The following is a 19,708-nucleotide window of genomic DNA, read 5'->3' on the forward strand; positions in this document are numbered from 1 at the left end:
CAGGTTCGTCCGACCATACAGGAGGTTGATTATGAGTCAAAAAATTGCCACCCGGGAAGCCTACGGGGCGGCGCTGGTGGAACTGGGCAAGAAAAACCGGGACGTGGTGGTGCTGGACGCCGACTTGTCCAAGTCCACCAAAACCGCGGATTTTGGCAAGGCGTTTCCGGAAAGGTTTTTCGATATGGGGATAGCCGAGCAGAATATGATGGGAACAGCCGCGGGCTTCGCTGCGTCCGGAAAGACGCCTTTTGCCAGTTCTTTTGCCGTGTTTGCCACGGGGCGGGTTTACGACCAGATCAGGAACAGTATCGCCTATCCCCGGCTGAACGTCAAAATTGGAGCCACTCACGCTGGTATTACGGTGGGTGAGGACGGCGCCTCCCATCAGGCTGTGGAAGACATTGCCATGATGCGGTGCCTGCCCAATATGACAGTTTTTGTGCCGGCTGATGCCATGGAAACCAGGGCTGCCGTGCTGGCGGCGGCTGAAATTGACGGCCCGGTTTACATTAGATTGGGCCGCTCGGGAGTTCCGGTACTGCATGATGAAAGCAGCTTTAATTTTGAGCCCGGACGGGCTATGGTACTGCGTGAAGGTAAAGACGCGGCTGTGGTTGCCTGCGGCATTATGGTCAGCGCGGCCCTGGAAGCCGCGGAGATACTGGCGGGCGAGGGTGTTTCCGTGCTGGTGCTGGATATGCACACCATTAAGCCCCTGGACGAGCAGGCTCTGGTGGAGGCGGCCCGGGCCACCGGTGCGGTGGTTACAGCCGAGGAGCACAGCATTTTGGGCGGCCTGGGCGGGGCCGTGGCGGAAGCGTTATCTGAGCATTACCCGGTGCCGGTGCTCCGGGTGGGGGTGCGCGACACCTTCGGCGAGTCGGGCAAACCCCAGGAGCTGCTGGAGAAATACGGTCTTACCGCGGCTGGAATTGTCATGGCGGTTAAGCAGGTTGTTCAGAAAAAACGCAGTAGTCAGTAGTTAGTAGTCAGGAGAAAAAGATAAAAGAATAGGAAACGGGAGACGGGATGTCAAGACCCGATTCTTGCGTTCCAGCTTTACCTTCCGGTTTCATTAAGTTAGGTGCGTTCCATGATGCGGAATTAATAAAAGCGTGCGCTGTTGAATTTAATAGCCGCGCTTTTTTTGTTATAATTTTTTATCGCTATCGCTGCCATTGCCGGTGCCGTGTTAGCGGCTAAGTAGTCAGAATGCTTTAACCTCGATTCTTTTATTCTGACTCCTGACTCCTGAATTCTGTCTCCTGCTGTTTTTACTTTTTTTCAAAGATTTGCATGTTTTCGGATAAAGGTTCCTAAAACCAACAGGAAATTATAATTCTTTGTCGAATAATTAAGTCCAATAGTTAATATTTAATCAGTTAAAGTATTTGAGGTGCTGTCATGATCCAAATGCATAATGTTTCCAAGATCTATGAAAACGGTGTTAAGGCCCTCAATGATGTCACCATCCACATTAAAAAAGGGGAATTTGTGTTTCTTGTGGGTCCCAGCGGAGCCGGAAAATCAACCTTGACCAAGCTGATCTGCCGGGAGGAGCTGCCCAGCAGGGGGCAGGTGGTCATCAACGGCCGCAGTTTGTCCAGAATGAAAAACCGGGAGGTTCCTTACCTGAGGCGCAAAATCGGCATGGTTTTTCAGGATTTTCGACTTATTCCTACAAAAACTGTTTTTGAAAATGTAGCTTTTGCACTGGAGATAACCGGGGCATCGAATAAAGAAATTAAAAAGGTTGTTCCCATGGTATTACGCATGGTGGGTCTCGAAAAAAAGGCCAAGATGCTGCCGGCGCATCTTTCGGGTGGCGAGCAGCAGCGCACCAGCGTGGCCCGGGCCATCGTCAATAACCCCTTATTGCTTTTGGCCGACGAGCCGACGGGCAATCTTGACCCCGACAATTCATGGGAGTTGATGAAGCTGTTCCTGGACATCAACCGCCGGGGCACCACTATTATCATGGCTACTCACGCCTGGGACATAGTGGATGAAATGAAAAGGCGGGTTATTGCCTTAAGCAACGGCAGTATTATTCGAGACCAAGAAGGCGGGGTTTACGGTCATGAATCTTAATGTCATCAAGTATTACTTGCGCGAAGCCGCCCGGTCCATGCTGCGCAACAGCTGGCTGTCTCTTGCCTCGGTGGGGACCATTATCATTTCTCTGCTGATCCTTGGCAGTACGGTGCTGCTGGTGATGAATGTCCGGCATGTCGCCACTTCGGTTGAATCCAGTCTGGAAATAACGGTGTTTTTGGAGGACGATTTAAGTGACGAGACTCTGGATCAGATGGAGGAGGAAATAAAGTTTGTGCCCGGGGTTGCCAGTGTTGATTTTGTCACTAAGCAACAGGCACTGGTGGATATGAAGGCAAGCTTTGGAGACAAGGCCGGGCTTTTAGACGGCCTGGAGAAGGACAACCCTCTGCCAAACTCTTTCAGGATAAAAACCACCAGAGCTGAAATAGTACCGGAGGCAGCGCGCCAGATGGAAAAAATGAACGGCGTGGAACAAGTCCGCTATGGGCAGGGAGTGGTGGAAAAATTACTCTCCCTGACGCACTGGGTGCGCATCTGGGGCTCGATAACCATAGTTGTGCTGGGTGTGGCAGCTATATTTCTAATTGCCACCACCATCCGCATGTCGGTTTTTGCCAGGCGGAGGGAAATTGGCATTATGAAAATGCTGGGAGCAACCAATTTGTTCGTGAGGATGCCTTTTATGCTGGAAGGGATGATTCTTGGGCTGGCAGGAGGGCTGGTGGCTGTGCTGATAATTAATTTCAGCTACCTGTCCTTGCTGAATAAGGTTATAGTTACGCTTCCTTTTATCCAGCTGCTGGACGATCCAACTACAATTTATCAGGTGTTGGGCGGACTGCTGGGACTTGGTTTCGGTATTGGCGCCATAGGGAGTAGTATCTCTCTGCGCCGGTTTTTAAAGGTATAGACGTATCAGTTTCTTGGGAACGGGGGTTACTACGGTTGAGTTCGAAATGGAAACAAAAAGTGGCCGCAGCCGTGCTGGCCGCTGCCATGCTTTCCGGCTGCGGGACGGCTTATGGCGCGACCTTGCAGGAAATGCTGCAGCAGACCAGACAGAAATTGCAGCAAACAAAGCAGAAGGCAGCCAGTAAAAAAAATGAAGTAAACAGTTATGCCAATGATGTAGCCGCGCTGGACAGGGAAATTAACCTGAAAAATCAGGAGATTAACAATCTCAGCGCCCAGCTCGACCAGGCCCTGGCCAGTCTGGATAAAAACGAGCGGGAGCTGAAACAAGCCGAGGAGAAACTTCAGGCCAGCACTGAAGAATTGCACAAACGGGTGCGGGGCATGTATGAAAACGGTACTGTCAATTACCTCGACGTGCTGCTGGCTTCACGAGATTTTGGTGATTTTTTGAACCGCTATGAGATGCTTAAGCGGGTGGTGTCCAGGGATGCCGGCGTAGTTGAAGAAGTCGAGGCGTTAAAGCAGGGGTTGGAGCAAAAAAGAAAGGCTTTGCAGCAGCAGAAACAAACCATAGCCTCTTTAATGGAACGCCAGCAAGCGGCACGAATGGACCTTGCCTCCAGAAGCGAAGAAAAACGCCAGATGCTGGGGGATTCCAAAAAGGATTTAACCCAATACCAGGCTGAAGTTGCGGCGCTGGAAGAAAAAGAAGAAGCTATCATCAGCGAGATAGCCAGGCAAAGCAGCCCGCAGCAGCCGGCTGCCACCGGGGCCTATATCTGGCCGCTGCCGGGGCGTACCAGCATATCATCTCCTTTTGGCTACCGCATTCACCCGATTCTTAAGACCAGCAGGCTGCACGCCGGGGTTGATATTCCGGCCCCCACCGGTACTCTGGTACAAGCCACTCAGGGCGGAACAGTGATTAATGTAAGCTATATGAGCGGTTATGGCAATGTGGTTATGATTGACCACGGGGGCGGCATTGTTTCACTGTATGGTCACTTATCCGCTCAGTTGGTTGGTCAAGGACAGACGGTGGAAAAGGGGCAAACCATTGCCAAGGTAGGCAGCACGGGAATGTCCACCGGACCGCACCTGCACTTTGAGATGAGGAAAAACGGCACGGCGGTTAACCCCATGAATTATGTTTCACCAGGGTAAAAAACAGGAGTCAGGAGTCAGTAGTCAGGAGAAAAAGATAGGAGACAATTATTTATTCTGACTCCTGAATTATGACTTCTAAATAAGGAGACAGGTTTTGGCAAAATACGACCTGTCTCCTTTTTGTTAGCTATTGTAATTCAACAGGCTATTATGTAGTATAATATGGTATGACTAATCAGGAGTCAGAATGAGAGAACGGTTTATTATCTCCTAAGTATTTTAGAATTCTGACTACTGAACTCTGAATGCCTAAAGAAAACAATTATGACTAATCAGGAGTCAGGAGTCAGAATTAAGTGATGGCTAATTGGTCTCAAAGTATTTTAGAATTCTGACTCCTGACTCCTGAATTCTGAATACTTGATGTCTTAGGGAGGTTTAGCATGTACGATTACAATAGCTTCGGTAGAAGGCCCAACAAAGTTGCACGCTGGCTGACGGCGCTGGCTGTTATTTTTTTTGTGGTTATTGTTGCGGCGGGCGGGGTTCTGGCAAGCAACTATAAACATGTCGGCAACCTGATTAAGGTTATTTCACTGGTTAAATCCCAGTATATAGAACCGGTGAAGACTACCTCACTGGTGGACGGCGCCATCAAGGGCATGGTGGATTCGCTGCAGGACCCTTACTCGGTGTACCTGGACCCGGATACATATAAGCAGCTGCAAGAGCAAATTCGCGGCTCCTTCGGCGGCCTGGGCATACTGGTGGGGGTTAAGGATGAGCTGCTAACCGTGGCCAGGGTTTATGAAGGGACGCCGGCTTATAAGGAAGGGGTAAAAGAGGGCGATCAAATTGTCGGCATTAACGGTAAGGACGTCCGGGGTATTGATTTGGAAACCGCCATTGGATTAATGCGCGGTCCGGTGGGCACCAAGGTTAAGCTTAGCGTAATCAGAGGCGAATCCCAAACACCGCTGGAGAAAAATATCACCAGGGAAGAAATTAGTGTTCCCACTGCAGAGGGCAAGATGATTCCAGATACCCGGATCGGTTACATGGTGATCAGCCAGTTTAACGAAAAAACTCCCGATGAGCTAACCGTAGTTCTGAATGAATTGCGTGATCAGGGTATGCGGGGCGCTATTCTGGATCTCAGGAATAACCCCGGTGGTGAGCTTATTTCTGCAACCCGGGTGGCTGATAACTTTATTCCCCAAGGTCCCATTGTCTATATTGAATACAGTACAGGCAATACCGAAGTTAAAGAGGCCGATGATAATTATGTACACATTCCCATGGTGGTTTTAGTCAATGAGAACAGCGCCAGTGCCGCTGAAATTCTAGCCGGAGCCATTAAGGATACTAAAGCCGGTACACTGGTAGGCACAAAAACCTTTGGCAAGGGAATTGTGCAGACGGTATTCCCCCTGGATAACGGGGCCGGGCTGAAGCTGACCACGGCGCGCTATCTGACGCCCGGCAAACATAATATTCACAAAAAAGGCATCAGTCCTGATGTTGTGGTGGAAGATCAGCCGGAAGTCCCCGGGGATGAACAGCTGGAAAAAGCAGAAGAATTAATTAAAAGCAAGATCAAGTAACACTCAGGCTATGGCTATTTAAGCAGGTGATAGTTTTGTTTCCATTTAACGACATCCTGCCCATGATTCTGGTAAATATTGAAATAATGCTGCGCGAACCTGTATTCTGGGTGGTTGTAGTGCTGGTGGTGCTGCAGTACCGGCGCATGCATTCAATGAGAGAGAGTTTCTATGGCGTGCCCATCAAGTCCAATTGGAACGAAGCGGCAACCGCTATTGTTTTCGGGCTGGTGGGAGGTTTGCTGGGAAGCGTGCTCATGGTTGTTATCGGGGTGACGTTAACCTCGGGTCTCATTTTTATCTGGCCCCTGGCCATTATATTAATGCTGATTAACGCCAGGTTTATTTGCTTTGCCTATGCCGGCGGCATCCTGGCCCTTTCGCGGATATTATTTGGTTTTCCCCAGATCAATGTTTCTCAGGTGTTGGCCCTGGTAGCGGTGCTGCACATGGTGGAAAGCATACTGATCCTGTTTAGCGGCCACCTGGGCGCAATTCCTTCGTATTTTCGCGACCGGGACGGCCGGGTGGTGGGCGGGTTTACATTGCAGAAATTTTGGCCCATTCCCATCGCCGCGCTGGCCTTTATCACGGGTATGGATGTCCCGCCGGGCAGTGTCGATATGCCCGAATGGTGGCCTTTGATTAAGCCCGGTGTGGCCAATCCGGAAAACGTTATTTACACCTTGATGCCGGTGGTTGCCGCACTGGGTTACGGGGATATGGCCATTGCCCGCAACCCGGCGCAGAAGAGCAGAATTTCCGCCTGCTACCTGGCACTGTACAGTCTGGTACTGCTGCTGTTGGCTGTTGTGGCGGACCATTCTGTGCTGCTGGCCGTTGTAGCGGCTGTTTTTTCGCCAATGGGTCACGAACTGGTTATTTATATCGGGCGTAAAACTGAAATGCAGGGCCAACCGATATATGTGCCCAGTGCCGATGGCCTGGCGCTGCTGGATGTTATCCCCGACTCACCGGCCTGGCGGGCCGGGATCAGGTCCGGAGATGTCATTGTTGCGGTAAACGGGTTTCCAGTTACACGCAGGTCTGATTTTGCCGCTATTAGCTATGCTGTCAACCCTCCCCTGCAGGTGGAGTTTTTCAGCAGGAGGAAAAGGCGCCTGATGCATGGGAAATTATCCTTTAACAAAGGGGAAAAGCACCTGGGCATCCTATCCGTGCCTGAAGGGGCGGAAGCGGTGGGTGTAGTGGATGTAAGCACAGCCGGTCCGCTGGGGCGCTGGTTTTTAAATTTCTGGCAGAGGCACAAGAGGAAAGGGGACACACCTCCTCTTTAGTGCCACAAATTATACGTTGACACTGTTTCCGGGAGGGGGCTATAATTAATATATATCGGGTCATGAAGGCCCGCACTGTATCAGTGGAGACGGACCACGGAGGTCAAATGATATGCAGATGAGTATGCATATGACCGAGGTGGTTTTTTAACTTTACCGGGAGGTGATTTATCGCATGTGTGAAGCTAACGCTTATCTGCGCCAGGACGGCAAAGATGAAATGCTGATGGAAATGGTCGACAAGGTAATACCCGAGGGAGACGGTTTGGTGCTGGAGGATATTTTCGGGCGGCGCAAACTGATTAAAGCCAGGATTAAAGAGCTGGCGCTGGTGGACCATAAAATTATTTTAGAAAAAGAAGCCCAGGAGAATTGAAGCGTTAAAGCCTGAACATTAAATGAAAGACTGGAAATATGAGAGCCCGGAGACGGAATAACCGCTTACGGGCTTTTTTTATCTCGTTAACCGCCGCTAAGACTCCCTCCACCAAGTCTTCTTTATTAAAAGGATTTGTTACAATGGTAGAGAAAATAATATAATTTAGTAGCCAGTAGTCAGTGAAATTAGAATGAAACAACCGGCGATAGCATTTTTCAGGTAACAGGGGATGGATCTTTTGCATAAACCAATGCGTTTTGTTACCAGTAACCAGTTAAAAATTAATGAATATGAGCTTCTGCTGGATCCGTTCAGGTTTATCCCGGTCCGGCTCAATATGCGTGAACCGCAGGGGGACGATCAGCGGGAGATTGTGCGGAGCAAGGTGTTGATTGCGTTTTCGGAAAAAAGGGCGCCTTTGTTTGTTGATCATACCGGCCTCAGTATCCAGGTCTACAATGATTTGCCCGGCGGCATGACCCCGGAAATCTGGAGCCGACTGGGGGTTGAGGGTTTTTTGCGCTTAATGCAGTGTGAAACCAACCGCAAGGCGGTGGTCCGAACAATTATCGGCTACTGCTGTGGTAAGCGGATACATATTTTTGAGGCCAAACTGCAGGGTGAAATAGCAGGAGAGCCCCAAGGACCCGCCGGTACCTGGGAATGCCTTTTTATTCCGGATGGGTATGACACTTCACTTGCCGCCCTGCCGGTAGAAAAAAAGAATAAAATTTCAGCCCGCGGCCAGGCGGCGCAGCAATTTAAAAAATTCCTTACCCGTCAGGCGGTGAAGCTATGGTAAGCTATGATAAACTTGTTGATGAGTTGGCTCACGAGATCAAGGGCAAAAAAATCATTCCATTTGTCGGCGCCGGGCTGTCACGCAACCTGGGCCTGCCGGAGTGGGATGTTTTAATGGCCAGGGTGGCCGAGGACCTGGATATCGAGCCCGATATTCTGGCTCTGCACGGTGACTTTTTGCAGATAGCAGAGTACCATATTATCTGTCACGGGGGCAGCAAAAACCGGATCAGCAAAATTATTGACCGCAATTTGCGTTCCATTGAGGTGGACATCAGTGCCTCGGTGGCACATAAGTGTCTTATTGACATGAAATTTCCTAAAATATATACCACAAATTTTGATGAAATGATTGAAATGGCCTTCCGTTACCACAAGGAGCCTCATTATACAATTGCTACGCTGGATGATATTTTGGAGGCCCCGGATAATATAACCCAGATAGTTAAATTTCATGGTACTCTTGACCTTGATGAAACTTTGGTCATCAGTGAGACCGACTATCATAACCGGTTGGATATGGAGGGGCCGCTGGATATTAAATTGCGTTCGGACCTTCTGGGCAAAACGGTGCTTTTTTTGGGCTACAGCTTCAGGGACCTCAATATCCGTTACATGTGGAGCAAATTATTTCGGGTGATGCAGGAGAACTGCAAGGCTTACATGGTAACCATGAAGCCCAATTACGTATTTGACACGGTGTATGGGAAAAAAGGCATGAAAATTATCTGCCTGGATTCCGATGATTTTTGCGCGGACTTTACGGCTTTCATGGAGGACCTGCGGGACAGGGTGCTGCGGGATTAGAGGAAGATTAGATGGATACAAGTAAGCTTTCAAGATGGAACGAGGTAAAGCAGATTTGCTTGCGCTGCCGGGCCTGCCCGCTGGCTGCCCGGCGCACCAATGTGGTGTTCGGCGAGGGGGTGCTGGAGTCCCGGGTTATGTTTGTGGGTGAGGGGCCGGGGGAGCAGGAAGACCTTCAAGGGCGCCCGTTTGTTGGTCCGGCGGGCCAACTGCTGGACCGGATGCTGGCGGCTATAGATTTGAACCGGGAAAAAAACACCATGATCTGCAATATCGTCAAATGCCGCCCGCCGGGCAACCGCACTCCCACCATGGAAGAGGGAGAAAAATGTTTGCCTTTCCTGCGAGCGCAGGTGGATATCGTGCGGCCCGGGATTATCGTATGTCTTGGCGCTACGGCGGTGCGCCACATTATCGGACCGGAAGAACGGATTACCAGAGTGCGGGGCAGTTGGATGGAGCGCAAAGGCTTTTGGATTACTTCCACTTACCACCCCGCTGCTCTTTTGCGTGACGAATCGCGTAAGGCCGAGGCCTGGGCCGACCTAAAATCAATTCGGGCTAAAATGGATGAGCTGGGCATTAGTTAACCGGCCAGTGCTTTTGGATTTCCGGCTTCAGCCTCCTCAGATGGGCCGGTAGTGCAAATATCTTCCGGCCAGGCTGCTACCCCTTCTTCTTTGGCTTTTCTAATTAGGGCCATGTAGCGCCGTTCTGAAGCCTTAATGTTGTGGATGGCGAAATCAACCAGATCCCTGTCGGTAATATGGTTAAAATCTGTTAGGGCCTGTTTCCAGGTCCTTTTTGCTTCATTAACCGCAGTCAGAAGCGTGGGTGGTTTTTGGGCCAGCGGTGACAGCCAAAATAAAAACTTCTCAAGGTATCTCGCGTTCATAAAATCACCTCAAGAAATGTCTATGCGCTGATCAGTGTTTTTATGCCATTTGTTTCCAGGCATTAGTTTTATAACGGTTATTTTATCAAGTAAATCGCAGGTAATCTCTCTGATTTTCTGCTGCACGGTTTACTGGATGTTCTTTTCGAAGCAACCTTAACGTTCTAACATAATTTATTTGGAATAAAGAGAATGCCCGGGGCAAAGCATAATTATAAATTCAGTAACCAGAATTCAGGAGTCAGTAGTCAGAATACCACAAGCCCGGTTCATTTATTCTGACTCCTGACTTCTGACTCCTGTCTCCTAAGAAGTTGCAGGTACTAAATAGCTACAAAAATTTATTTTTAAAACTGCCCGGGGGTGGGTTGATGAAAAAGACAATACCGGTGGTACTTGCAGTGGTTTCAGCTTTAATGCTGCTATTATCAACATCTGGCTGCGGCAAGCATGAGCCGCAGCGCAAGCCCGCCGAAAAGCCGGTTAAAATTGGATTTGCACTGGCTGATTTGAACCGGGACGGAAATAAAACAATTAAAAAAACGGTGGATGGGCAAAAGACCAAGGTAAACGCCGAGGTTACCTGGCTGGATGCAGGAAATGATCCGGCCAAGCAGCAAAAGCAGCTGCAGCAGTTGGCCGACAAGGAATTAAAAGCGGTAGTTTTTCAACCTGTGGATCCTGCGGCTGCGCCGGCTATGGTAGAGCAGCTGGCCAGGCAGGGCATCAAGGTGGTGGTGCTGGAAAACCTGCCGGTGAATACGCCGGTGGATGGCTACATCGCATCGGACCACGAACTGGTAGGCCGTCTGCAGGCCCGGTTCTTAACAGAAGCGCTGCAGCGGTCTCAGGAAGCCCAAAAGGGCCTGTCAACACCTTCCACCGGTACTGTTATTCGCCCCGAAGACCTCGGACAGGGGGGCGGACAGCAGGGCGGCTCGCAGGAAGCGGCAGCCGGCACTATAACTGCGTCACCCGGTGGCGCCAAGGGAACAATAACAGGTGCGGTGGATTATACTGTGATCGCCCAACTGCCCGAACACCGGCCTTTGAATGTTTTAATTCTCGGGGGCGACCCGCGGGACCAGGCGGCCCGGGAGATTACCGCCGCACTGGAAGCGGCTTTGCAAGATCAAAAGGATATTAACATTATCGGCGTTTACAATCACCCGCTATGGGATCCGGCTGCAGTGCCCGCCACCCTGGCTGAGCTAAAGAGCAAGGGGGCAAAGGTCGACGCCATTTTGGCCAACGACAGCAGCCTGGCTATGGCGGCGGTGGAATATCTTAAAATGGGTGGGTTTAATAAAAACGTGTTAACTGTAGGCGTTGGTGCCGACGAAAAAGCGTCGCAGGAGCTGGTAAAAGGTGAGCACGATGCCGAGGTTGATGTGCAGCCTGAAATGCTGGGGCTGTTTGCCCTGGAAGCGGCTGTGGATCTGGCCCGGACCGGTCACTGGCAGTACAGCGCCCGGGTGAATAACGGTGATTACAGTGTTCCGGCCCGGATAGCGCCGGCCCGCTTGATAACCTCTAAAAACGCCTATTTACTGCAAGAGCGCTGGAAAGAATTGAAGGAAGCGGGCGGGCAGCAGCAGGGCGGCCGGCAAGAAACCCGGAGCGGTGGCCAGCAGGATGGAGACCAGGGTGGTCAAAGCCGGCAGGGGCAGCAGGATCAACCGGGTGGGCAGGGCCAACAAGGCGGACAGCAAGGCTCCCAAAACAAAACCATGCTAAAGATTACCACCATGGAAGGAAAAACCATGGAAGTACAAATTGACGGCGAAGTAAAGAAAATAGAATCGACAGGCGGTCAGGGGCAAGACCAGAGTCAAGGTGGCGAAGGCGGCGGCCAGCAGGGACAGTAACAATCAAGTCAAGTCAGCTCTGTATCTTTAGGATGCGGAGCTTTTTATTTTGGGCGTGCGTTTTTTTACCATTGCGCGGTATGATATAATTTTAGCCGGGGTGAGCAGTATGGATTATAAATTTAATTTAAAGTCTGATTACGAGCCCAGGGGCGATCAGCCCAAGGCGATAGATCAACTGGTTGAAGGCCTCGCGGACGGGCTGAAGCACCAGACCCTGCTGGGTGTCACCGGCAGCGGCAAAACTTATACCATAGCCCGGATGATCCAGCGGGTGCAGCGGCCGACGCTGGTGCTGGCCCATAATAAGACCCTGGCGGCACAGTTGTGCAGTGAGTTTAAAGAGTTTTTCCCGGACAATGCGGTGGAGTATTTTGTCAGCTATTACGACTATTATCAACCTGAGGCTTATATCCCCCATACTGATACTTATATCGAGAAGGATTCTTCCATTAATGATGAAATAGATAAGCTGCGCCACTCGGCTACCTGCGCGCTGTTCGAGCGGCGGGACGTGATCATTGTGGCCAGTGTTTCCTGCATTTACGGTTTGGGCGACCCCGAGCAGTACAGCACTCTGGTGCTTTCACTGCGCAAAGGGAGCGAATACGACCGTGATGCGGTGCTGCGCCGCCTGGTGGACATCCAGTACGAGCGCAATGACATGAACTTTACCCGGGGCAAATTCCGGGTGCGGGGCGACGTGCTGGAGATATTTCCGGCGGGCAACTCGGAACGCGCCATCCGGGTGGACTTTTTTGGCGACGAGGTGGAGCGGCTGCTGGAATTTGATGTGCTGACCGGTGAGATTACCGGGGAACGGCAGCATGTAATGGTTTATCCCGCCAGCCACTACGCCACTTCCCGGGAACGGATGCAAGGGGCCATCAGCAAAATAGAGGAAGAGCTGGAGGAGCGGCTGCATGAGCTGCGGCAGCGGGATAAATTGCTGGAGGCCCAGCGGCTGGAGCAGCGCACCAGATATGATATTGAAATGATGCAGGAAATGGGGTTTTGCAGCGGTATTGAAAACTATTCCCGGCACCTGACCGAGCGCCGGCCGGGTGAGCCGCCGTACACGCTGCTGGACTATTTCCCGGACGATTTCATCATGGTCATCGATGAATCGCATGCCAGCCTTCCCCAGGTGCGGGCCATGTACGCCGGGGACCGCTCCCGCAAGGAGTCGCTGGTGGAGCACGGTTTTCGCCTGCCCTCGGCCTTCGACAACAGGCCGCTGACCTTTGCGGAGTTTGAACGGCACCTGGGCCAGGTGGTATACGTCAGCGCCACGCCGGGCCCTTATGAATTAGAGCTCAGCGACCAGGTGGTGGAGCAGATTATCCGGCCTACCGGGTTGATCGACCCCGAGCTAACCGTGCGGCCTACCCGGGGGCAAATCGATGATTTGATCAGTGAAATAAACAGCCGGGTGACCAAAAAAGAACGGGTGCTGATTACCACCCTGACCAAGAAAATGGCCGAAGATCTCACTGATTATTTGCGCGAGACCGGTATTCGGGTCCGCTACATGCACTCGGAAGTGCACACCATTGAACGGATGGAGATTATCCGGGACCTGCGGCTGGGCACCTTTGACGTGCTGGTGGGGATCAACCTGCTGCGGGAGGGTTTGGACCTGCCCGAGGTAAGCCTGGTGGCCATCCTGGACGCCGACAAGGAAGGTTACCTGCGCTCCGAGCGCTCGCTGATCCAAACCATCGGCCGGGCCGCCCGGAATGTCAACGGGCGGGTGATTCTTTACGCCGACAAAGTGACTGACTCCATGGCTAAAGCCATTGGGGAAACCGAGCGCCGCCGCAAGATTCAAACCGCGTTCAACCTGGAACACGGCATTACTCCGCAAACCATTCGCAAGGCGGTGCATGAGGTGATTGAGGCCACCAAGGTGGCGGAAATGCCGGCTATTTATGAGGCCGAGGACAAGAAAGGCCGGCTGACCAAAAAAGAAATCAAGCAAATGCTGGCCCGGCTGGAAAAAGAAATGCAGGACGCTGCGCGCCGGCTGGAATTCGAACAGGCCGCCCGGCTCAGAGACGCCATCATTGAACTGCGCCTGGAACTGCGCGGCCGCGATAATCGCATCTCCCCCACCATCTCCGAAACCATATATTGATTCCAATATTTACCTCTGATATAGTAAAGAGGAGGAGTCAGAAGTCAGGAGTCAGAATAAGAGAACGGTTTATCGTTTCGAAGTGTTCTGAATTCTGACTACTGAATTCTGATTACTTGAACAGCAACGAGTAGGATATGGAAGTGGGAGGGGGCTGGGCTTTTTGCAATATGAACTGGTTACACTGACCAGTAAGGGGCAGTTGACATTGCCGAAGGAGTACCGGGACAAGCTTCTTTTGGATAAAGGGTCGCGGTTATCTGTGGCTGTTAAAGGCGATGTGTTGATGTTGAAAAAGGTATATGAGGTTGAACCTCTGGCCGAAGGCGATCCAATTTGGGATATGGTGGGGGTTTTTGAGGACGGGTTTGGGGCAGATGGCGTTTCGGAGGTCCATGATGCCTTTATTGCGGAAGGAGAGGTAGCGGGATGCAAAAAGCCCTGGTAGATACCGGCGCCATATATGCTGTGCTCTGCCGCAATGATAGAAATCATGACCAGGCTTTGGATAGTTTGCGCCGGATGCAGAAGGAAAAGGTTATGCCTGTTTTGACCAACTACATTTTAACTGAGACCCATGCCCTGCTTGCGGCTCGATTGGGTCACGACGCCGCCCGAATGTGGGTTCGCAGCAATATCTGGCCGGTGGAGCGCGCTACGGAAGAAGATGAAAAGCGGGCCAGGGAGATACTGCTTACCGGCAGGGGCGGCGATTGCACCCTGGCCGATGCCGTAAGCTTTGCCATGATGGAGCGGCTGGGTATCGATAAAGTATTTACCTTTGATGATAATTTCGCACTCTATGGGTTTAATATATTATAGACAGCCTGTTATTAGGAGCAGGAGTCAGGAGACAGTAGTCAGTAGTCAGAATAATAGACTGGGCTAAGGCATTCTGACTACTGACTACTGAATAATAAAAAATAGATTTGATTCAGGAATATTATGTGATATATTTATATGGAACAAATGTTTGACAAAAAGTAACGAATCTATTTTATCAGTGGTGCCAATTTGAAATAATTGCAGTTACTATGGAGTCAGAACGAGAGAATAGTTTATTGCTATTAAATATTCTGACTCCTGACTCCTGAATTCTGACTCCTAAATTCTAATACTTATGTTTTTTACGGAGGGTATAATGCAGGACAAAATAGTAGTCAGGGGCGCCCGCGCACACAACCTGAAAAACATCAACGTAGAGATCCCCCGGGACAAGCTGGTCGTTATTACCGGGCTTTCCGGTTCGGGCAAGTCTTCCCTGGCTTTTGACACCATCTACGCCGAGGGCCAGCGCCGTTACGTGGAGTCACTTTCGGCTTATGCCCGCCAATTTCTGGGCCAGATGAACAAGCCCGATGTGGATTATATCGAGGGCCTGTCCCCGGCCATTTCCATTGACCAAAAAACCACCAGCCACAATCCCCGTTCCACCGTTGGAACAGTTACCGAGATATATGATTACCTGCGCCTGCTGTACGCCAGGGCCGGACGGCCCCACTGCCCGCAGTGCGGCAAGCCCATCACCCGCCAGACGGTGCAGCAAATAGTGGACCAGCTGCTGGAGCTGCCGGAAGGCGCGCGGCTGCAGCTTTTGGCTCCGGTTGTGCGGGGCAAAAAGGGCGAGCATGTGAAGCTAATGGAAGAAATCCGCCGCGAGGGTTTCGTCCGCGTTCGTGTGGACGGTGAAATTCTGGATATCAATGAAGAAATTAAGCTGGATAAAAATAAAAAGCATACCATCGAGATTGTTGTCGACCGGATTGTTGTCCGCCCCGGTTCCGCCAAGCGGATGGCTGATTCGCTGGAAACCGCGCTGAAGCACGGGGGCGGCGTGGCTGTTGCCGCGGTGGTTGACGGTGAAGAGATTGTTTACAGTGAAAATTTTGCCTGCGTTGATTGCGGCATTAATATAACTGAAATTGCGCCCCGTCTGTTCTCCTTTAACAGCCCCTTCGGGGCCTGTCCCGAATGTACGGGTCTTGGTTTTAAAATGGAGCTGGACCCCGAACTGGTCATTGCCGATAAAAGTTTAACAGTGCGTCAGGGCGCCATCGAGCCGTGGCTCAAAAGCCTTAACGGCATGCGCTATCTGGAGGCTGTTGCCGACCATTACGGGTTCGACCTGGATACGCCGGTGCGGGATATGGATTCCGCCCACCTGGATAAATTACTTTATGGCACCGGACATGAAATCATTAAGGTTAATCTTACGGACAGCTACGGTAACAGGCATACCTACCGGGTTCCCTTTGAAGGTGTGATTAATAACCTGAGCAGGCGTTACCGGGAGACGAATTCAGACTATATGCGGGATGAAATTGAACAGTACATGAGCACCCGCCCGTGCCCCGCCTGCCGGGGGGCCAGACTCAAGCCCGAAGCGCTGGCGGTGAAGATCGGGGGCCGGCCCATAAACGAGGTAACCTCTTTATCTGTGCTGGATGCGAAGCAGTTTTTGGAAGGGCTCGATTTAAGCGAGCGGGAGCGCATAATTGCCCGGCAGGTGTTGAAGGAAATTAACGCCCGGTTGGGGTTCCTGGTGAACGTGGGTTTGGACTACCTGACGCTGGACCGGGCCGCGGGAACGCTGTCCGGGGGGGAGGCGCAGCGCATTCGCCTGGCCACGCAAATCGGCAGTGGCCTGATGGGGGTGCTGTACATTCTGGACGAGCCCAGCATCGGGCTGCACCAGCGGGACAACCGACGCCTGCTGGAAACGCTGGAGCGGTTGAGGGATCTGGGAAATACTCTGATCGTAGTGGAGCATGATGAAGAAACTATTATGAAGGCTGATCATGTTATTGATATCGGACCAGGCGCGGGGGTACACGGCGGCCACGTGGTGGCCAGCGGCACGGTGGAGGATATCCTGGCTGTTCCCGAATCTATTACCGGCCAGTATCTGAGCGGGCAAAAGAAAATCCCGGTGCCGGCGGAGCGCCGCCGGCCCAACGGGAAAAAGGTAACCGTGATGGGCGCCGCGGAGCACAATTTAAAGGATATTGATGTGGACTTTCCCCTGGGGCTGTTTATCTGTGTAACCGGGGTTTCCGGTTCCGGCAAAAGCACCCTGGTGAATGAAATATTATATAAGAAGCTGGCCCAGGAATTGAACCGGGCCAAGACCAAACCCGGCGCCTGCCGGGAAATCCGCGGACTGGAATACCTGGACAAGGTGATTGACGTCAACCAGTCGCCCATCGGGCGCACGCCGCGGTCCAACCCGGCCACGTATACCGGGGTTTTCACTGATATCCGGGACTTGTTTACCCAACTGCCCGAGGCCCGGGCCCGGGGTTACCGTCCCGGCCGGTTCAGCTTTAATGTCAAGGGCGGGCGCTGCGAGGCCTGCCATGGCGACGGCATCATTAAAATCGAGATGCATTTTCTGCCGGATGTTTACGTTCCCTGCGAGGTTTGCAAAGGCAAGCGCTATAACCGGGAAACGCTGGAGATCAAGTACAAGGGCAAAAGCATTTCCGACGTGCTGGATATGACGGTGGAACAGGCGCTGGAGTTTTTTAAAAACCTGCCTAAAATTCAGCGCAGACTGCAGACGCTGTATGATGTGGGACTGGGGTACATCAGGCTGGGACAGCCCGCGACTGAATTATCGGGAGGCGAAGCGCAGCGGGTTAAGCTGGCCACGGAGTTGTCCAGGCGTTCCAACGGCAAAACTTTGTATATCCTGGACGAGCCCACCACCGGACTGCACATTGCGGATATTCACCGCCTGCTGGAGGTGCTGCACCGGCTGGTGGACGCGGGAGACACCGTGCTGGTAATCGAGCATAACCTGGACGTGATTAAAACCGCCGACTATATCATCGACCTGGGCCCGGAAGGCGGGGCCCGGGGTGGCGAAGTATTGGTCACAGGCACCCCCGAAGAGGTCGCCCGGTCCTTCGACTCCCACACCGCCCTCTTCCTCAGGGCCCTCAGGGGGGATTAGGGTGAGGGAAAAATTAGGCAAGCTGCCGGAAAAGCCGGGGGTTTATTTATTCCGGGATGGGGAAGGACAGATTATTTATGTAGGCAAGGCCGTATCGCTTAAAAATAGGGTGCGGTCTTATTTTGGTGCGCCTGCGGCCCGCGATCCCAAAGTTAAGGCGATGATGGGCCGGGCCAGGGATTTTGAGTATATCAGCACTGACTCCGAGGTTGAGGCGCTGATTCTCGAGGCTAATTTGATCAAGGAGCACCGGCCTCGCTATAACATCTGTTTAAAGGACGACAAAAGCTACCCTTACCTCAAGGTGACGCTGGGCGAGAAATTCCCCCGGGTTTTCATCACGCGCCGGGTGGTTAAGGACGGGTCACGTTATTTTGGACCCTATACCCAGGTGGGGGCGGTGCACGAAACGATGCGCTTGTTAAAACGCATGTTTCCCCTCCGCACCTGTAAGCAAAAGTCTCCGCTGCCCAGGAGCAGGCCCTGTCTGAACCAGCATATCAAAAGATGCCTGGGGCCGTGCTGCGGGCTGGTGACGCCGGAGGAGTACCGTAAGGTTGTGGACGGGGTGCTGTTGTTCCTGGAGGGTAAGCAGGAGGAATTGGTCAAGGCACTGCGGGCACGGATGGAAAGCGCCGCTGAGAATCTGGAATTTGAACGGGCCGCGGAATTGAGGGACCAGCTTCAGGCGGTGGAAAAAGTAATTGAAAGGCAAAAGGTGGTGTACGCCGACCGGGAAGACCGGGATGTTGTGGCGATGGCCCGGGGTGAGGACGAGTGCTGCGTAATGATTTTCTTTGTGCGCGGCGGGAAGCTGATCGGGCGCGAGCGGTTTATGCTGGACGGTACCGGGATGATGGACAGGGGCGAGGTTATTACCGCCTTTATCAAGCAATACTACCTGAGGGCGGAATTTATTCCCCGGGAGATACTGGTGGAGGAGATTACGCCTGCTGAAACTGAGGTTCTGGAACACTGGCTTACCGGGAAGCGAGGCGCCAGGGTGTATATTGCCAGGCCTTTGCGGGGGGAAAAGAAGCAGCTGGTGGACCTGGTGGGCAGGAACGCTTTGTTGATCCTGGAAGAAGTTAAATCAGACCGGGCCGCCCGCAAGGAGGATGCTCAAAAAGCTTTGGAAGAATTGGCTGGAGCACTTGGGTTGGAGGCACCGCCGGGCAGACTGGAATGCTTTGATATATCCAATACCCAGGGCGTGGAATCTGTGGCTTCCATGGTGGTGTTTGAGGAAGGGAAACCGACACCGCAGCAATACCGGAGATTCAAAATTAAAACCGTTGCAGGTCCGGATGACTTTGCTTCCATGCGGGAGGTGCTGGGCAGGCGGTTGTCCCGGGGCCGCGAGGAAAGGGAATTGATCAATACCGGGCAGATGTCCGGCAAGAAGGCGAAATTTCACCGCCTGCCGGACCTGCTTGTGGTGGATGGCGGCAAGGGGCAGCTCTCCTCTGCTGTTGCGGTGCTGCAGGAGCAGGGGTTTGCCAACATTCCCGTTTGTGGCCTGGCCAAGGAAGAGGAATTGATTTTCCTGCCCGGCAGGCCTGAGCCCGTCAGGCTTTCCCCGGAGTCACCCGCGCTGAAGTTAATGCAGCGGCTCAGGGACGAGGCGCACAGGTTTGCTATTACTTACCATCGCCAGTTACGCGGCAAGCGCAACCTTAAATCCATGCTGGAGGAAATTGAGGGGATCGGGCCGGTCAGGCGCAGGGAGTTGTTGCTGCGTTTTGGGACGATTGAGAAGATCAAGGAGGCCACGCCGGAGGAGTTGGCCGCCGTTCCCGGGATGAACAGCCGGACGGCCCAAGCTGTATTTGACTTTTTTAGTGAATAATGCTATGAACTACTCAGGAGACAGGAATCAGT

Annotated in this window: 17 protein-coding genes; 16 read left to right on the forward strand and 1 reads right to left on the reverse strand. The window is 52.4% G+C overall.

Translation table 11 applies throughout. The features are described 5' to 3' along the window. Positions 1-31: 31 nt before the first annotated feature. From BM056_RS10490 to BM056_RS10535, 10 genes are all read left to right on the forward strand, one after another. Positions 32-985: a transketolase family protein gene (locus BM056_RS10490; RefSeq protein WP_092471371.1), complete on the forward strand. Its 954-nt coding sequence runs from the start codon at positions 32-34 to the stop codon at positions 983-985. Positions 986-1,407: 422 nt separating this feature from the next. Further along, positions 1,408-2,094 (forward strand): cell division ATP-binding protein FtsE, encoded by a 687-nt coding sequence (gene ftsE, locus BM056_RS10495; protein WP_092471372.1) that lies wholly within the window; start codon positions 1,408-1,410, stop codon positions 2,092-2,094. Next, positions 2,084-2,971 carry a permease-like cell division protein FtsX gene (ftsX, locus tag BM056_RS10500; protein ID WP_092471373.1) on the forward strand — a complete coding sequence of 296 codons (888 nt, stop codon included), beginning with the start codon at positions 2,084-2,086 and terminating at the stop codon, positions 2,969-2,971. The genes ftsE and ftsX overlap by 11 nt, the downstream gene beginning before the upstream one ends. A 35-nt stretch (positions 2,972-3,006) precedes the next feature. After that, on the forward strand, positions 3,007-4,140 hold the full coding sequence (locus tag BM056_RS10505) for a murein hydrolase activator EnvC family protein (RefSeq protein WP_238456411.1): 1,134 nt from the start codon (positions 3,007-3,009) through the stop codon (positions 4,138-4,140). 386 nt (positions 4,141-4,526) lie between these two features. After that, positions 4,527-5,687 (forward strand): S41 family peptidase, encoded by a 1,161-nt coding sequence (locus BM056_RS10510; RefSeq protein ID WP_092471374.1) that lies wholly within the window; start codon positions 4,527-4,529, stop codon positions 5,685-5,687. Between the two features lie 26 nt (positions 5,688-5,713). Further along, the gene (locus BM056_RS10515) at positions 5,714-6,985 is read left to right on the forward strand and encodes a PDZ domain-containing protein (protein ID WP_435050960.1); all 1,272 of its coding nucleotides are present in this window, start codon (positions 5,714-5,716) and stop codon (positions 6,983-6,985) included. Positions 6,986-7,160: 175 nt separating this feature from the next. Next, positions 7,161-7,361, forward strand: coding sequence for a CooT family nickel-binding protein (locus BM056_RS10520; RefSeq protein WP_092471376.1), 201 nt, complete (start codon positions 7,161-7,163; stop codon positions 7,359-7,361). 241 nt (positions 7,362-7,602) lie between these two features. Further along, positions 7,603-8,166, forward strand: a complete 564-nt coding sequence (locus BM056_RS10525; protein ID WP_165613468.1) for a non-canonical purine NTP pyrophosphatase — start codon at positions 7,603-7,605, stop codon at positions 8,164-8,166. After that, positions 8,160-8,972 carry an SIR2 family protein gene (locus BM056_RS10530; protein WP_092471378.1) on the forward strand — a complete coding sequence of 271 codons (813 nt, stop codon included), beginning with the start codon at positions 8,160-8,162 and terminating at the stop codon, positions 8,970-8,972. Before BM056_RS10525 ends, BM056_RS10530 begins: the two co-directional genes overlap by 7 nt. Before the next feature lie 11 nt (positions 8,973-8,983). Further along, positions 8,984-9,562 (forward strand): uracil-DNA glycosylase, encoded by a 579-nt coding sequence (locus tag BM056_RS10535; protein ID WP_092471379.1) that lies wholly within the window; start codon positions 8,984-8,986, stop codon positions 9,560-9,562. Here BM056_RS10535 and BM056_RS10540 read toward each other — a convergent pair. Continuing rightward, positions 9,559-9,867: a DUF2508 family protein gene (locus tag BM056_RS10540; protein WP_092471380.1), complete on the reverse strand. Its 309-nt coding sequence runs from the start codon at positions 9,865-9,867 to the stop codon at positions 9,559-9,561. The two genes, BM056_RS10535 and BM056_RS10540, sit on opposite strands and share 4 nt — an antisense overlap. A 371-nt stretch (positions 9,868-10,238) precedes the next feature. Here BM056_RS10540 and BM056_RS10545 point away from each other — a divergent pair, with 371 nt between their 5' ends. From BM056_RS10545 to uvrC, 6 genes are all read left to right on the forward strand, one after another. Continuing rightward, on the forward strand, positions 10,239-11,735 hold the full coding sequence (locus BM056_RS10545; protein ID WP_092471381.1) for a sugar ABC transporter substrate-binding protein: 1,497 nt from the start codon (positions 10,239-10,241) through the stop codon (positions 11,733-11,735). 109 nt (positions 11,736-11,844) lie between these two features. Further along, the gene (uvrB, locus tag BM056_RS10550; protein WP_092471551.1) at positions 11,845-13,872 is read left to right on the forward strand and encodes an excinuclease ABC subunit UvrB; all 2,028 of its coding nucleotides are present in this window, start codon (positions 11,845-11,847) and stop codon (positions 13,870-13,872) included. Between the two features lie 163 nt (positions 13,873-14,035). Next, positions 14,036-14,320, forward strand: coding sequence for an AbrB/MazE/SpoVT family DNA-binding domain-containing protein (locus BM056_RS10555; RefSeq protein WP_114319284.1), 285 nt, complete (start codon positions 14,036-14,038; stop codon positions 14,318-14,320). Next, positions 14,302-14,694, forward strand: coding sequence for a type II toxin-antitoxin system VapC family toxin (locus BM056_RS10560; protein WP_092471383.1), 393 nt, complete (start codon positions 14,302-14,304; stop codon positions 14,692-14,694). The genes BM056_RS10555 and BM056_RS10560 overlap by 19 nt, the downstream gene beginning before the upstream one ends. Positions 14,695-15,013: 319 nt before the next feature. Beyond that, positions 15,014-17,827 (forward strand): excinuclease ABC subunit UvrA, encoded by a 2,814-nt coding sequence (gene uvrA / locus BM056_RS10565; RefSeq protein ID WP_092471384.1) that lies wholly within the window; start codon positions 15,014-15,016, stop codon positions 17,825-17,827. Then, complete coding sequence (uvrC, locus tag BM056_RS10570; protein ID WP_092471552.1) at positions 17,823-19,676, forward strand: excinuclease ABC subunit UvrC; 1,854 nt, start codon at positions 17,823-17,825, stop codon at positions 19,674-19,676. Before uvrA ends, uvrC begins: the two co-directional genes overlap by 5 nt. Positions 19,677-19,708: the final 32 nt, after the last annotated feature.

It is taken from the genome of Desulfotruncus arcticus DSM 17038 (genome assembly GCF_900113335.1).
In the GTDB taxonomy this organism is placed as follows: domain Bacteria; phylum Bacillota; class Desulfotomaculia; order Desulfotomaculales; family Desulfallaceae; genus Desulfotruncus; species Desulfotruncus arcticus.